This window comes from Methanosphaerula subterraneus (genome assembly GCF_052055875.1).
Classification (GTDB): Archaea; Halobacteriota; Methanomicrobia; order Methanomicrobiales; family Methanospirillaceae; genus Methanosphaerula; species Methanosphaerula subterraneus.
On record NZ_CP170508.1, the window covers coordinates 1,474,124 to 1,488,809 of the forward strand.

Consider the following 14,686-nt stretch of genomic DNA (forward strand, 5'->3'; position numbering starts at 1 on the left):
GAGAACAGGCATAGCGACCGATACGGGATCATCGTCCCCGGCGGCGCCGGCCTCCCGACAGACACGAACGGCGACGGGAAGTACGACGACGTGAACGGCAACGGGATGCTCGACTTCAACGACGTCGTCCTCTACGTCAACCAGATGGACTGTATAGCGGCGAACGAGTCGGTCGAAGGCTTCGACTTCGATGGGGACGGTCAGACCGATTTCGCCGATGTTGTCTGGTTATTCAATAACCTCTGAGCGCCCGACGTCACCGCCTCAGGAGATCGGGGTGATCAGCCGCTCGTCGACAGCGTCTATCACTCAATTGGGACCTGCATCGCCCAGGAGTACCTCGAAGTGATCGACGGGGCCTCAAACAATGAAAAAACCCAGAACCAGACAGAGAAAGAAAATGAAAAGGAATGAGTTGAAATTGCTGTTAAACGCCCCGGCCGGGACTTGAACCCGGGTCAAAAGCTCCGCAAGCTCCTAGGATGTCCACTACCCTACCGGGACCGATTGAGGGTCAGCCCTGCTCTATTCTATACGATCCTCTCGCATAAATAGATGTTCATAATCCGACCATATCGTCACACCATCCCGGGATAGTCGGTAGCAGAGGACAGGAGACGAATGCACATTAAAACAGCCGGGCAGGAGAAGCGGACAGAAAATACGGGCATAATTCATTAATTCCGGTGTTTTTTATACAAAAAGATAAATGCCCGACTTTTATTGATATAAAAAATCAGAAATGTTTAATAATTTATTTGCCGATCTAACTGTTGCTTCTTCTATGATCGATCGAATACCATACCACCCGGAGAATCCAGAATGAATAAACCAGGGACTATCCGGATACTCATCGCTCTGCTCCTGCTCCTCTGTCTGATCGAGGGCGCCGCCGCCGTCACCGTGGTGGTGGCAGCGCAGGACAGCAGTGCACTCTCTAAAGCATCAGCCCAGTTTATCTGTGACGGGTCAGGCGACCAGGAACAGATCAAAGCAGCGATCGCATCGCTCCCCTGGAGCGGCGGAACGGTGCTGCTGAGGGAAGGGACCTATCATTGCACCGACAATATCGTGCCCGGGGCCTATACCACCCTCAAAGGGGAGGGGGTCGATAAGACGATCATCGATATCCAGGGATACTACATGGGTATCAAGGTCGACCAGCCGTACATCACCCTGCAGGACTTCACCATCACCGGCCGCGGATGGGTCCGGATCACCGCCAGCCACATCCAGGTCAGGAACGTCGCCGCCAAGGATGCCCTGCACGGCTACTATCCCGGCAAGTTTGAAGACATGGGGGCGAACGGGGCATTCTTTGTCTGGGCGGACAACCGGGTCGTCGAGGATATCGAGTTCAACCAGTGCAGTGCCACCAACATAGGTACCCACGGGTTCAACCTGAACGGCCAGGGTACCCCGAAGATGATCAGGAATATTCGGTTCATCGACTGCTCGGCCACCCTCTGCGGGGACGCCGACGGACATCCCTGGGCGACGGGGTTCGACTTCCATGAGGCCAACGACCTGGTCGACTGCCAGGTCATCCGCTGTGTGGCGGACAACAACTGGGAGTCCGGGTTCCACTTCGAGCCGGGCGACCTCCAGCAGAACATCGTGATGACCGACTGCCTCAGCACCAACAACGGGCAGCGGAACACCAACGACGGAGACTTCACGGTCCAACCCCCGGTGCCGGCCCACTTCTACATGGCAGGGTACACGGTCGCGATGGGGACCACGCTGAACAACTGCCGTTCGATCAACAACAGGAACTATGGCTTTTATGACGAGCAGAACGGGGACAACATCTTCAACGGGTGCACCGACATCGGAAGCGGATACGGCTGGAAACTCTGTAAGGACGTCGAGGACGTCCAGCTGAACAACTGTGTCTCGGTCGACGCACAGCACTGGGCCCTCTGGATCGCCTATGCACGCAACATCCAGGTCCTGGGATTCGAACAGTACAATTCGGCAGGGAGGACCGACATCTCCCCGCAGGTCCAGTCGATGCTCGGCTACTACAAGGGAGAGAGCGCCTATGAGAAGCCGGTGACCGGGTCGTACTTCGATATCACCGCCCACGGGTCGACACTGCCGATCCTAAACCTCGACGATGCTTACAACAGTCAGGCCAATGGGAACACCTACTCGTTAAAGACCTCAAACACCTCGTATGTCGCACCAGGGATCACCCTGGCCCCGACCCCGACCCTGCCGCCCGAGCAGGCGGTCGACCCGGTCCCGCTCACCACACCGACGATCCAGGACCCCATCCCGGTCCCGGGAATGATCGAGGCCGAGAACTACCTCCCCGGTGCCGAGGCGGGGTTCCATGACACGACCTCAGGGAACGACGGATCCGTGTACAGGTTCGATGATGTGGACGTGGAGCGGCTCGCCGATGGAAGCGGCTATAATGTCGGGTTCATCAGGTCAGGCGAATGGCTGAAGTACAACATCACGGCCCAGGCCGCCGGGGTCTACAACCTGGACTTCCGGGTCGCATCCCCCTTCAGTGACCGGTCGTTCACCTTCCAGGTGGACGGTATGGAGGCCGGCGGCGTGACGGTACCAAAGACCGGGTCTTATGATACCTACACCACCGTCAGGACACAGGTGTACCTGGGCGCAGGTCCCCACCAGTTCAGACTCGCCTTCAATAATGCGGACAATACCAACCTCGACAGCATCAACGTGATCTCCGCCTCAGGCGGGTCGCCGACACCCACCCCCACCGGAACCGTCCTCACGACAGTGACCACCATGCCACCGACCACCCCGACGATGCCGGCGGTCCCAGGCCACACCCTCCCCACCAGGATCGAGGCAAAAGACTTCGACCTCGGCGGTGAGGGGGTCGCGTACCACGACACCACCCCGGGCAACCAGGGCGGGGCCTACCGGCCGGATGATGTCGATATCAGCCGCAGTGCATCCGAGGGATCCGACGTGATCACCGGGATCGCCTCCGGCGAATGGGTCAGGTATTCCGTCACAATTCCGAGCGGCGGGATCTACACCGCCTCCTTCCGGGTCGCCGGCATCAACGGCGGCACCCGGTTCGGAGTTCAGCTGGACGGGGCCGACATCAGCCTGATCTCAGTCCCCGACACCGGCTCCCTCGACCAGTTCACCACCGTCAAACGGATGGTCTGGCTCCCCTCCGGGAACCATACCCTGGAGCTCACCTTCAACGACCCGATGGCCATCGGGTCCATCGATCTCCAGAGTCTGACGGCACCGACGCCCACCCCGACATCCACCACGTCGGTTCCGACCACGATCCCTACCGGGACCGTCCCGGTGAATACGACGACTCCGATCCCCACGCCGACCGTGAACCAGACTCCCAACCAGACCCCGTCGTCAGGGGCCTACATTCAGCACACCTTCCCGACCCGGATCGAGGCTGAGGACTACGACTACGGCGGACAGGGGATCGGCTATTACGACCTGACACCTGAGGAGGAGATTCCGATGTACAGAAGTGATGGTGTCGACATCGGGTACTCCCAGTCCCGGGGATCCTACTATGTCACCGCTGATATCGACGGGGAATGGCTCGCCTACACTGTGACGATCCCGAGCAGCGGGATCTACACCCTTGCCTTCGACCTGGCATCGAACAGACCGTCGGCCTGCTCACTGGAGGTGGACAACTCAAGCGTCTGTTCGATCGTCGGCCTGGAGACCGGCTCCATGACCACCTTCCAGGAGGTCCGGCGGCAGGCCTGGCTTCCGGCGGGCACCCACACCCTGAAGCTGAACTTTGCAGGCCCGATGGCATTGAACGCCATCGACGTCTGGCCCTCCAGCGGGCCGGCCCCGACCTTCACCACCCGGCCGGAGGTGACACCGCCCGCAACCCCGGTGACCACCACGCCGGCAGCGACCCCCACCACGAACCTGACACCCGCGACAACGGTGACGGTCACCCAGACGACGAACGCCACGCCGACCATCCCAACGACGCCGGTGACGACGCTCACCACCGTCGTCCCGACCACGAGCACCACCGCCCCAACACCGACGGTGACGGCGGCGCCACCCTACCAGCTCGGGCTGGCACACCAGATCCCTTCCCGGATCGAGGCTGAAGACTTCGACCTCGGCGGCGAAGGGGTCGCGTACCACGACACCACGGCAGGCAACGACGGAGGGCAGTACCGGACCAGCGAAGGGGTCGACATCGAGTACAACCCGACCGAGCAGAACTACAACATCGGCTGGGTCTTCCCTGGCGAGTGGACCCGGTACACGGTGAATGTGACCGCCGCTGGCACCTACACCGCCGACTTCCGGGTCTCGACCGCCTGGAACGGGATCTCCTTCGTCATGATGCTGGACGACAACCCGACCCCGGTGACGACCGTCGAGGTGCCGAACACCGGCTCCTACGGGACCTACACCACGGTCCACAAGACCGTCGCCCTGCCTGCAGGCCTGCACCGGATCAAGCTGATCTTCAACGGCTACGAGAACATCAACTACCTGGAGTTCACGCCGACTGGAACCCCCGTGACCACGCCGACCACCCTGGTACCGGTCACCACCCCACCCACGACGGTGCCGACCACGGTACCGACCACCATCGGGACACCCGGGTCGACCACATCACCCTACCGGCAGCACACCCTTCCAGCGAGGATCGAAGCAGAGGACTTCGACAACGGTGGTGAAGGCTTCGCCTACCATGACACCACGCCCCTGAACGAGGGAGGACAGTACCGCCCGGGTGACGGGGTCGACATCGAGTACAGCCAGCAGGAGAAGAGTTACAATATCGGCTGGATCCGGGACGGCGAATGGCTTCTCTACACCGTGAATGCACCGGTTGCCGGGGTCTACACCACCACGTTCCGGGCCGCGACACCAGGCCTCGGACGACAGATCCAGGTCGCTGTCGACGGCACGCCGGCCGTCACCGTCGGGATCCCGACCTCGAGCTCGTTCGATCTCTACCAGGATGTCGTCGCCCAGGTGTCACTCCCTGCCGGCACCCACCAGCTCAGGCTGCTGCTGAAGGGCGGGTCGATGAACCTGAACTACATCACCATCACAGCACCTGCAGGGCCCGTAACCACGCAGACCACCACCCAGCCCTCCACCACCATCCCAACAACGACGCCGACCACGGTACCGACCACAATTCCGACGACCATAGCGACACCTGGCTCGATCACGTCTCCCTACCAGCAGCACACCCTTCCAACGAGGATCGAGGCTGAGGACTTCGACAACGGCGGCGAAGGTTACGCCTACCATGACACCACGCCCCTGAATGAGGGAGGACAGTACCGCCCGGGTGACGGGGTCGACATCGAGTACAGCCAGCAGGAGAAAAGTTACGACGTCGGCTGGATCCGGGATGGCGAATGGCTCCTCTACACCATCAACGTCCCGACCGCCGGTACCTACACCACCACATTCCGGGCCGCCGTCCCGACAGCAGGGGCACATATCAGGATGCAGGTGGACGGGAGCGACCTGGCAGACCCCACCCTCACCCGGACCGGATCCTTTGAGGCCTTTTCAGACACCGTCGTTCAGGTCTCACTCTCTGCCGGCACCCACACGATCAAGCTACTCCCGGGCGGGGGCTCGATGAACCTGAACTATTTCACCTTCAGTGCAGCCCAGCAGCCGACCCAGACCCCGACACAGGTGATCTCCACCATCCCGACGATGCCACCGGTGACACCGACCACCACCGTGACCCAGGTCTCCACGTATAAGGGCACCCCGTTCAGGCCCCATGTGCTGCCGGCACGGATCGAAGCCGAGGACTATGACCTGGGCGGCGAAACCGTCGCCTACCATGACCTGACTTCCCAGAATGAGGGGGGTGCCTACCGGTCGGACGGCGTGGACATCGAGTACAACGCAGGCGAGCGATCGTTTGATGTCGGCTGGGTGAGGAACGGTGAATGGCTCACCTACACCGTCACATCAGACGCAGCCAGGACCTACACCGGTTCGTTCAGGGTCGCGACCCCGACAACAGGGAAACAGATCAGAGTCTCTGTGGACAACACCGATGTCGGCGTCGTCACCATCCCGGCTACCGGCGGCTTCAAGCAGTTCAGCACCGTGACCACCGGGATCCCGCTGACCCCGGGTATCCACCAGGTCAGGCTGACGCTCGTCGGCGACGAACTGAACTTCAACTACTTCGAGCTGACCTGATCAGCCACATCCTTTTTGCCGGATCCGGCGAACCCAGAGTATTAATGGCACCGCTACACAGAGGTACTCTGCATGGGTGATCAGTTCGGCCTGGACGACATCAACAAGTACCAGAAGTTCAAGAAGGTGGATGGAGCCACCTACCATAAGGTGAATCAGTTCCTCAGGAAGCACACCTATATCACTGCGCGCGAATGGGCACTGGCCAGGCTCTGCACCGATTTCCGGACCAGCTCCGGCGTCGAGATGACCTTCATCGGCCAGCACCTTCCGGAACTGGTCCCGTTCATGGAGGACACCTACTCCCCGCAGGCCGTGAACCAGGCCAGAAACTCGTTCAAGAAGAAGGTGAAGAAGGCCGGCTCCACGTTCTTCTACGGGGCGATGTGCGGGTTCTTCACCACCGAGGAGCTGGACGACATGCTCTTCGAGGCGAGCGAGATCGCACGGTTCCTGCTTGAGATCGAGGGGACGGCGCTCGATGTCGACGATGAGATCGACATCGAGGATAAGATCACCGAGGTGATGCAGCGGGTCGGGATGGCTGCGAAGACCCTGCTGAAAGCACGCGAAGAGGCGATAGAAGCCCAGGCTGAGCTGGATTATGCCAGGACGGCCCCCAGTGAGAAATGATGCAGGGGGCTCTCCCCAAAGGCTCTATTTTGGAGAAGAGCAGATCAATAATGAGAGAACGCTCTGATGTACGGCCCTGGTGTACATCACGAATTCGATACGGTGATATGATGGTTGACGAAAAGAAGGCACAGAAGCAGCTCTTTGGAACAAACGGAGTTCGCGGGGTATCGGGGAAGGATATGACCCCCGACCTGGTGCTCCATATCGGCGAGGCGCTTGGCTCGATGAGAAAGGGGACGATCGCCGTCGGCAGGGACACCAGAACCTCTGGCGAGGCGCTGGCCAGCGCGGTCAAGGCCGGGTTGATGGCGACCGGCTGCAATGTGGTGGATGTCGGGATTCTGCCGACCCCTGCTCTGCAGTATATTGTGAAACTCGGGTTCGACGGCGGTGCGATGATCACGGCCTCGCATAACCCCCCAGAGTACAACGGGGTGAAGATCATCGAGGCCGACGGGACCGAGATGGGCGACGAGGAGGTCGTCAAGCTCGAACAAAGGCTCTTTGACCGGGACTTTTCCCTGGCCCCCTGGGATCGGGTCGGCAGTGAGGAGGCGGCCCCGCACCTGCTCGGGCAGTACATCGACGCGATCGTGGCCCAGTTCCCGGCAGGGATCGGCGAGGGGATCACGGTCGCGGTGGACCCCGGGTCAGGGCCGGCGACCAGAACGACCCCCGCGATCCTTGAACGACTCGGATGTCGGGTCTTCACGATCAACGCCACCCTGGACGGAACCTTCCCAGGCAGGCTGCCCGAACCGACTCCCGAGGGGCTGGCGCCGCTGGCAGATTTGGTCCTCAGTACTGGGGCCGCGTTCGGGGTCGCCCATGACGGCGACGCAGACCGGGCGGTCTTCATCGATAACAAAGGGAGATATATCGAGGAGAACCACGAGTTTGCCCTGGTCGCACGGCAGGTCTGCTCTGAGCGGAAAGGGATCGTCGTGACCCCGGTCAGTTCATCGCTGCTGATCGAGGACGTGGCGGCAGAGCAGGGCTGCTCGGTGCTGTACACCCCGGTCGGTTCGGTCTACGTGGCCAGGAAGATGATCGAACTGATCGCCGGAGGGAAGGCGGTCGCGTTTGGCGGAGAAGGAAACGGCGGGCTGATCTATCCGAATTTCCAGTTCTGCAGGGACGGGGGGATGACCGCCGCAACGATGGTCGCGATACTCGGGACAGTGAAGCGGTCGCTCTCCGACCTGGTCGACGACCTCCCGCCATACATCACGATCAAGAACAAGATCCGCACCCGCGATATCCCCGGGCTGCTGGCCGCGGTCGAAGAGCACTTCAAGAACGAGACGATCGACCGGACGGACGGACTTCGGATCAGCCGGGGGAAGACCTGGGCGCTGGTCAGGGCGTCAGGGACCGAGCCGCTGGTCAGAGCGACGATCGAGTCCGATAACAAAGAGGCTGCCGAGGCCTTCAACAGCGAGATCCTGGGCGTGACCGCCCGGTTCACCGCCTGACCTTTTTTCGTCGGACCGGTCTGGAGACAGACCTGGGCCATCATTTCTCTACAATCATGATCAACGGTCGATTCGTGACCTCGACCGGGTCGATGGTGGCATCGATGAGGCAGTCGAATGATATCAGCGGGAGCCAGCCGGCCTTCTCAAACATATGCATGAAACAGACCCCGACCACCTTCGCACCCGGATGACTGTCGATGATCGCCCGCACCTGTCCGGCCTCCACCGGCACACCGGGCATCGAGAGGCCGCCCATCACGACAATAACCTTCGGGTCCACGGTGGCGGGTGCATCGCCGGCCTGCATCCCCACATCAGAGACCTGCCAGAGTGTGCGGGCCTTCCCCTCAACCAGCAGCGGGACGAAGACCTGTTCGAGAGCGAGCGAGCGGAGGGAGAACGCAAGCAGTTCGATAAACGGGGTGCATGTTCCCGGCACGCCATAATAGACGACCTGGTCACTGCTCTTCAGTCCTGCTGCCTCGATAAATTCCCGAAACGGGCGCAGGATACCCGGGACACCCCGGAATTTTTCAGTCAGAGTCATGGTGGATCAACTGTCAGGGGGAGATGAGATAAAATTTCCCGAAATTGTCGAATGAGAATCATCGGGACGCAGCCCCACAACCGCTTCAGTCGATGGCAACGGGTCTGACAGGATCGCGATCCATGCACCCCGTGTACAGGTTATATGTTCCAGGAACCATATGGCATACCACATGTATGTTCATGGGTATTCTGCACGGGAATCAGAGCGGCTCGCAGACCAGGCCCAGACCCTCACTGAGATCCTCCACGATGACACCCGCTATCCCCCGGGATCCCGGGTGCTTGAAGCCGGCTGCGGGATTGGCGCCCAGACCGTGATCCTGGCGAGGAACAGCCCGAGTGCCCGGATCACATCGGTCGATATTTCGGAGATCTCCCTGCAGCAGGCACAGGAGACGATCCGGCAGGAAGGGATCACCAACGTGACATTCCGGCAGGGAGATATCTTCCAGCTCCCGTTCGAGCCGGCGACCTTTGATCACATTTTTGTCTGTTTCGTGCTGGAGCATCTCACCGAGCCGCAGCAGGCGCTGGAAGGACTGCGCCCGCTCCTCAAAGAAGGTGGGACCCTCACGGTGATCGAGGGCGATCACGGCTCCACGTTCTTTCACCCTGAGAATCCGGATGCCCGACAGGCCATCGAATGCCTCGTAACACTCCAGCACCAGGCAGGCGGCAACGCACTGATCGGGAGGCAACTCTACCCACTGGTGACCGGTGCAGGATACAGGGATGTCCGGGTCTCGCCGCGGATGGTCTATGTCGATGCCTCCCGCCCGGGGCTTGTGGAGGGTTTTACGAAACTGACCTTTACAGCCATGGTTGAGGGAGTGACCGATGAGGTACACAGGCAGGGGCTGATGAGCCGGGATGCATGGGAACGGGGGATAGCGGCGCTCTACCGCACCGCAGAACCAGACGGTGTCTTCTGCTATACGTTCTTCAAAGCCACCGCCAGAAGATGAACGAATCCATGGAGATCGCCACCGGTCTTCCCAACGGGTACTGGATTCATCCGAGTGATCCAAAAAAACTTCCCTCTTTCAACATCAGGAGGGGGATCAGAACATCTTCTTCTTCCAGAGCATCAGCCCCATCCCGACCGCTAAGAGCACCGAGATCCCAAAGATGATCCCAAAGGAGAAGGGTTCCTGGGAGAGGGGAATTTCGCTGACATTCATGCCGTAAAAACTGGCTATCATCGTCGGAATGGCCAGGATGATCGTCACCGAGGCGAGGAATCTCATCACGATGTTGAGGTTGTTGGAGATGATCGAAGCGAAGGCCTGGGTCATTCCAGTCAAGATATGCAGGTAGATCTGCGACATCTCCATCGCCTGCTTGTTCTCGATGATGACATCCTCCAGCAGCTCGGCGTCCTCCTCGTACATCCTCAGGATCTTGGTTCTGAGAATCCGTTCGAGGACGGCCTCGTTGCTCTTCAGCGAGGTTGAGAAGTAGATCAGGCTCTTCTCCAGTTCCATCATCTCGAAGAGTTCCTCGTTCTTCATTGAACGGCGGAGTTCGACCTCGATAAGGGTCATCTTCCGCTCGATCCTTCTCAGATGGTTCAGGTAGTAGGTGGCGTTCCGATAGAAGATCTGGAAGAGGAACCGGGTCTTCTTCACGGTGGTGAACTGCCGGATCTTGCCGGCGATGACATCATCCAGGACATCGGCACGCCGGCTGCAGATCGTGACGATATGGTCCTTGGTGATGATGATCCCCAGCGGATGCGTGGTCAGGGTCTTGATCCCCTGGTTCTCCGTCGTCACCGGGATGTCCATGACGATCAGGACCACGTCATCCTCGGAGTCGATGCGTGGCCGTTCCTCCTCATCGAGGGCTGCCTGGAGAAATTCAGGGGGGATCCTGCACTGGTCTGCGACAATCGCCAGTTCGGTCTCCGAGGGGTCGAGCAACCAGATCCACGAGCCCTCGCAGATGGACTCCATAACTTCGATGATTGCCGGCTCCGACCCTTTTCTTGTCTTATAGATCTGCATCAAGGCTCCATCCCCCCTGCACTAATTTCATGTAAAGTGGTACATCTTCCCACATAACGGGATGACAGGGCCCATTTTACTCAGCAACCGCCGTTGAAATATAGAGAATAGTTGTCTTTCGCTATATTTATGGAATCCCATCGGCATGATCGCAGACAGAAGGATGAGCCGAACACCTCAGACCGGATGTCACCAGGAGGTACCCGCCGTCAGGAGAGCCGGGTGCGACAATCATAAGATCCAGACCGCAGTGACCGGATGCGGTGCTTGATGATGAGAGATCTGTCTGAAGAAGAGGAGATATACTGAAAAGAATGGAAGCCTCAGCCGTGGATTGAACACGGGACCTGCTGATTACAAATCAGCCGCTATACCACTAAGCCACTGAGGCGCCATAATTTGTTCACATTCCACACAGAAAAATACTTCGGGGGTTGGGATCACTCGAACTCGGCCCGTTTTCCGGTGACCATGAAGGTGACCAGTTCGGCCATCTTACAGGCGTGGTCGCCCGATCGCTCCAGGTACCGCGCGACCATCACGTAGTTCATGCACCGGGTGATCGTCGCAGGGTCCTCGAGCATATAGGTGATGCACTCACGAAAGATCGAATGCCCGAGGGCGTCCACCTCATCGTCCCTGACCGTATAGTCGGAGAGGAGAGAGGCGTCCTCCTCCCGAAACGCCGTGATCGCATCAGAGACCATCTCATTCACCATCACACTCATAAGCGGGATCGAGAGGAGATGGGCGAGATGCGGGGTCTCAGCCGTATAATGGACCACGTTGGCGATATCCTTCCCATATCTCCCGACACGCTCCAGAGCTGACGAGATCTTCAGGATGCAGAAGAGCATCCGCATGTCCCTGGCGACCGGCTGGTGCAGGGTGATCAGCTGGATGCACCGGTCCTCGATCCGATAGTTCCACTCCCTGATCTCGTCCTTCTGTGCGATCACCCGATCCGCCAGGTCGGTGTCCTGGGCCTTCAACGCCTCCACCGAGCACTGCAGCATCGACTCTGCCATATCAGCCATCGAGAGAAGGTCGCCCCTCAACTCCTCCAGTTCAGTATGAAACTTCTCTGTCATCCCCACCACCTATCCGAATCTTCCGGTGATATAGTTCTCTGTCAGTTCCTTCTCCGGCCTCTCGAAGATCTGGGTGGTCTCACCGAACTCGACCAGTTCTCCGAGGTACATAAACCCGGTATAATCACTGACCCGCGAGGCCTGCTGCATACTGTGGGTCACGATGATCACCGTATATTGCTCAGAGAGGGTCGTGATCAACTCTTCGATCTTGCTGGTGGCGATCGGATCGAGCGCCGAACAGGGCTCGTCCATCAGGATTACATCCGGGCCGACCGCGAGGGTCCGTGCAATGCAGAGCCGCTGCTGCTGCCCGCCGGAGAGGGAGAGGGCCGAGTCGTGCAACCGGTCCTTCACCTCATTCCAGAGGGCGCTCTGCTTCAGGGAATGCTCGACGATCCGGTCGAGGGCGGCACTGTTCCGCTCGCCGTGGATACGGGGACCGTAGGCGACATTCTCATAGATGCTCTTTGGGAACGGGTTCGGTCGCTGAAAAACCATGCCGATATGTTTTCTGAGCTGGACCACGTCAGGAATATCGGAGAGGGGGGTCCCGTTAAAGAAGAGACCTCCCTCTATCCTGCACCCGGGGACCAGATCGTTCATCCTGTTGAAGCACCGGAGGAGGGTGGACTTTCCACACCCCGAAGGGCCGATAAGGGCGGTCACCCTGTTGCGGGGGACCCCGATCGTGACCCCCTTCAGTGCCTGCTTCTCGTCGTACCAGAGGTCCAGATCCTCGGTGCGCAGTACAATTTCCTGTGATGCCATTGATCAGTACCTCGTCGTCTGTTGAAAGTGATTCCTCAGATAGATTGCAATTGAATAGATCCCGATCACCAGCATGATCAGGACCAGGGCCGTCCCGTACTTGTTCTGTGACGAGCCCGGCACATTCGTCGAGAGGATGAAGAGGTGGTACGGGAGGGCCATCACCGGGTCCATGATCGAACTGGGAAGGTACCGCTGGGAGAAGACCACCGCGGTGAAGAGGATCGGGGCGGTCTCTCCTGCGGCCCTGCCGATCGAGAGGATCGTACCGGTGATGATGCCGGCCAGCGCCGAGGGGAGGACCACGCGGCTGATTGTCTGCCACCGGGTGGCGCCGAGTGCAAAGGATCCTTCCCGCAGCGAGGAGGGAACGTTCTTCAATGCCTCCTCGGTGGTTCTGATGATCGTCGGCAGGACCATCAGCCCGAGGGTCAGCTGCCCGGCGAGCATCGAGACCCCGAGGTTCAGGTACAGCACCAGGAAGGTGAACCCGAAGAGTCCGAAGACGATCGAAGGAGTGCCGTTCAAGAGGTCGATGCCAGTCCTGATCATCCGGGTCAGATACCCCTCCATCCTGTACTCGTTCAGGTAGATGGCGGCGCCAACGCCGAACGGCAGCGCAAAGAGGATCGAGCCGGCGACCAGGTAGAGGGTCCCCACGATCGCAGGGAAGATCCCGCCGGCCCGCCCGAGGTCACGGGGCGCCGTGGTCAGAAACTCCCAGGATATGGCGGGAAGCCCATGGGAGACGATGTCAAAGAGGATGATCCCGAGGACCAGGATCACCAGCCCGACCCCGAGATAGAGGAAGAAGAAGGCGATCCGCTGGGCCGTTCGGGGAGAGAGGCGCTGGGCCGCCAGCCAGAGCACGCCCACACAGGCCAGGAGCACAAGCCCGATGATCCCGCCGAGCGCATAGATTATCAGCACCGCGATCAAGAGGGGGACCAGTTTCACAACCCGCCTGACCACATCAGGGGCATTTACGAGAAATGCCCCGGCAGGCCGCTGGGCGTTCAACCTTTTCAGGATCAGGACCGCACCGAGGTTCACGATCAGGGTGATCAGCAGCAGGACGACGGCTACCCCGAAGAGGGCATGATAATGGAGGGACCCCGAGGCCACCTCGCCCATCTCGATACCGAGCGTCCCAGTCAGCGTCCGAACCGGGGAGAGAACGTTGGTGATGGGGCTCGGAATCAGAGCTGAGTTGCCGGTCACCATCATCACGGCCATCGTCTCACCGATCGCACGCCCCATCCCGAGGATGATGGCCGCGGTGATCCCAGAGAGGGCCGCCGGGAGCACGACCTTGCTGATCGTCTGCCATCGGGTCGCCCCGACGGCGAGGGAGCCCTCCCGATACTCCTGCGGGACCGACCTGATGGCGTCCTCGGCCACCGAGGTGATCGTCGGAAGGGCCATGATCCCGAGCAGGAGCGAACCGGCGAGCCATGACTCCCCTGAGGGCTGATCGAAGAGCACCCGCAGCCAGTTGGTCATGACCATCAGACCGAAGAACCCGTACACCACGGACGGAATACCGGCCAGCAGTTCGATGGCCGGCTTGATGACCAGTTTCACCCGGGGGGGAGCCAGTTCGGCGATATACACCGCCGTTCCGATCGAGAGCGGGACCGCGATCACCATCGAACCGAGGGTCACCAGCAGGGTGCCGACGATCAGGGGGGCGATCCCGTAACTGGGGACCGCAGCGACAGGGTTCCAGGTCATCCCGGTGAGGAACGGGAGAATGCCGATCTGGACAAATCCAGCGATACTGTCCTTGAAGAGGAAGAGCAGGATGAAGATGACGGTCAGCACCGAAAAGAGTGCACAGACGAGCCAGATAGACTCGATTACCTTCTCTTTGAGATTGAAGAGTGAGAGATGCATCTGTCTCATTCCAGACAGACCTGTCGTGATCGGGATCGTCTTCATGATCAAAAGCCGTTACTCATTC

General features: G+C 59.9%; 10 protein-coding genes and 2 tRNA genes. 5 read left to right on the forward strand and 7 right to left on the reverse strand.

The features are described 5' to 3' along the window. Nucleotides 1-90 precede the first annotated feature (90 nt). Nucleotides 91-246 (forward strand): hypothetical protein, encoded by a 156-nt coding sequence (locus tag ACFKSJ_RS06980; protein ID WP_440949085.1) that lies wholly within the window; start codon nucleotides 91-93, stop codon nucleotides 244-246. Between the two features lie 186 nt (nucleotides 247-432). Here the strand turns inward: ACFKSJ_RS06980 and ACFKSJ_RS06985 are convergent. Beyond that, nucleotides 433-504 (reverse strand) — tRNA-Arg (locus ACFKSJ_RS06985). 318 nt (nucleotides 505-822) lie between these two features. Between ACFKSJ_RS06985 and ACFKSJ_RS06990 the strand changes: the two genes are divergently transcribed. From ACFKSJ_RS06990 to glmM, 3 genes are all read left to right on the forward strand, one after another. Further along, nucleotides 823-6,192, forward strand: a complete 5,370-nt coding sequence (locus ACFKSJ_RS06990) for a carbohydrate-binding protein (protein ID WP_440949086.1) — start codon at nucleotides 823-825, stop codon at nucleotides 6,190-6,192. A 72-nt stretch (nucleotides 6,193-6,264) separates the two neighbouring features. Next, nucleotides 6,265-6,825, forward strand: a complete 561-nt coding sequence (locus tag ACFKSJ_RS06995) for a DUF5806 family protein (protein ID WP_440949087.1) — start codon at nucleotides 6,265-6,267, stop codon at nucleotides 6,823-6,825. Nucleotides 6,826-6,935: 110 nt separating this feature from the next. Next, nucleotides 6,936-8,303 carry a phosphoglucosamine mutase gene (gene glmM / locus ACFKSJ_RS07000; protein WP_440949088.1) on the forward strand — a complete coding sequence of 456 codons (1,368 nt, stop codon included), beginning with the start codon at nucleotides 6,936-6,938 and terminating at the stop codon, nucleotides 8,301-8,303. Between the two features lie 40 nt (nucleotides 8,304-8,343). On the opposite strand, the gene ACFKSJ_RS07005 is transcribed toward glmM, so the two are convergent. After that, nucleotides 8,344-8,853, reverse strand: coding sequence for a DUF2124 family protein (locus tag ACFKSJ_RS07005; protein ID WP_440949089.1), 510 nt, complete (start codon nucleotides 8,851-8,853; stop codon nucleotides 8,344-8,346). Between the two features lie 160 nt (nucleotides 8,854-9,013). Between ACFKSJ_RS07005 and ACFKSJ_RS07010 the strand changes: the two genes are divergently transcribed. Beyond that, nucleotides 9,014-9,820, forward strand: a complete 807-nt coding sequence (locus ACFKSJ_RS07010) for a class I SAM-dependent methyltransferase (protein ID WP_440949090.1) — start codon at nucleotides 9,014-9,016, stop codon at nucleotides 9,818-9,820. Between the two features lie 96 nt (nucleotides 9,821-9,916). Here the strand turns inward: ACFKSJ_RS07010 and ACFKSJ_RS07015 are convergent, their stop codons facing one another. The 5 genes from ACFKSJ_RS07015 to pstA all read right to left on the reverse strand — a co-directional run bounded on the left by ACFKSJ_RS07015 (nucleotide 9,917) and on the right by pstA (nucleotide 14,619). Further along, a complete protein-coding gene (locus ACFKSJ_RS07015; protein WP_440949091.1) occupies nucleotides 9,917-10,861 on the reverse strand; it encodes a magnesium transporter CorA family protein in 945 nt (314 codons plus the stop codon). Nucleotides 10,862-11,180: 319 nt separating this feature from the next. Beyond that, nucleotides 11,181-11,252, reverse strand: a tRNA-Thr gene (locus ACFKSJ_RS07020). Nucleotides 11,253-11,301: 49 nt separating this feature from the next. Then, nucleotides 11,302-11,952 (reverse strand): phosphate signaling complex protein PhoU, encoded by a 651-nt coding sequence (gene phoU, locus ACFKSJ_RS07025; protein ID WP_440949092.1) that lies wholly within the window; start codon nucleotides 11,950-11,952, stop codon nucleotides 11,302-11,304. Nucleotides 11,953-11,961: 9 nt separating this feature from the next. Continuing rightward, nucleotides 11,962-12,723: a phosphate ABC transporter ATP-binding protein PstB gene (gene pstB / locus ACFKSJ_RS07030; protein WP_440949093.1), complete on the reverse strand. Its 762-nt coding sequence runs from the start codon at nucleotides 12,721-12,723 to the stop codon at nucleotides 11,962-11,964. Between the two features lie 3 nt (nucleotides 12,724-12,726). Next, nucleotides 12,727-14,619 carry a phosphate ABC transporter permease PstA gene (gene pstA / locus ACFKSJ_RS07035; RefSeq protein WP_440951412.1) on the reverse strand — a complete coding sequence of 631 codons (1,893 nt, stop codon included), beginning with the start codon at nucleotides 14,617-14,619 and terminating at the stop codon, nucleotides 12,727-12,729. Nucleotides 14,620-14,686 lie beyond the last annotated feature (67 nt).

Coding starts and splice junctions, on each gene's coding strand:
- glmM (WP_440949088.1), top strand. CDS start 6,936: ATGGTTGACGAAAAGAAGGCACAGAAGCAGCTCTTTGGAACAAACGGA.
- ACFKSJ_RS07015 (WP_440949091.1), bottom strand. CDS start 10,861: ATGCAGATCTATAAGACAAGAAAAGGGTCGGAGCCGGCAATCATCGAA.
- pstB (WP_440949093.1), bottom strand. CDS start 12,723: ATGGCATCACAGGAAATTGTACTGCGCACCGAGGATCTGGACCTCTGG.
- pstA (WP_440951412.1), bottom strand. CDS start 14,619: ATGCATCTCTCACTCTTCAATCTCAAAGAGAAGGTAATCGAGTCTATC.
- ACFKSJ_RS07005 (WP_440949089.1), bottom strand. CDS start 8,853: ATGACTCTGACTGAAAAATTCCGGGGTGTCCCGGGTATCCTGCGCCCG.
- ACFKSJ_RS06990 (WP_440949086.1), top strand. CDS start 823: ATGAATAAACCAGGGACTATCCGGATACTCATCGCTCTGCTCCTGCTC.
- ACFKSJ_RS06995 (WP_440949087.1), top strand. CDS start 6,265: ATGGGTGATCAGTTCGGCCTGGACGACATCAACAAGTACCAGAAGTTC.
- ACFKSJ_RS07010 (WP_440949090.1), top strand. CDS start 9,014: ATGGCATACCACATGTATGTTCATGGGTATTCTGCACGGGAATCAGAG.
- phoU (WP_440949092.1), bottom strand. CDS start 11,952: ATGACAGAGAAGTTTCATACTGAACTGGAGGAGTTGAGGGGCGACCTT.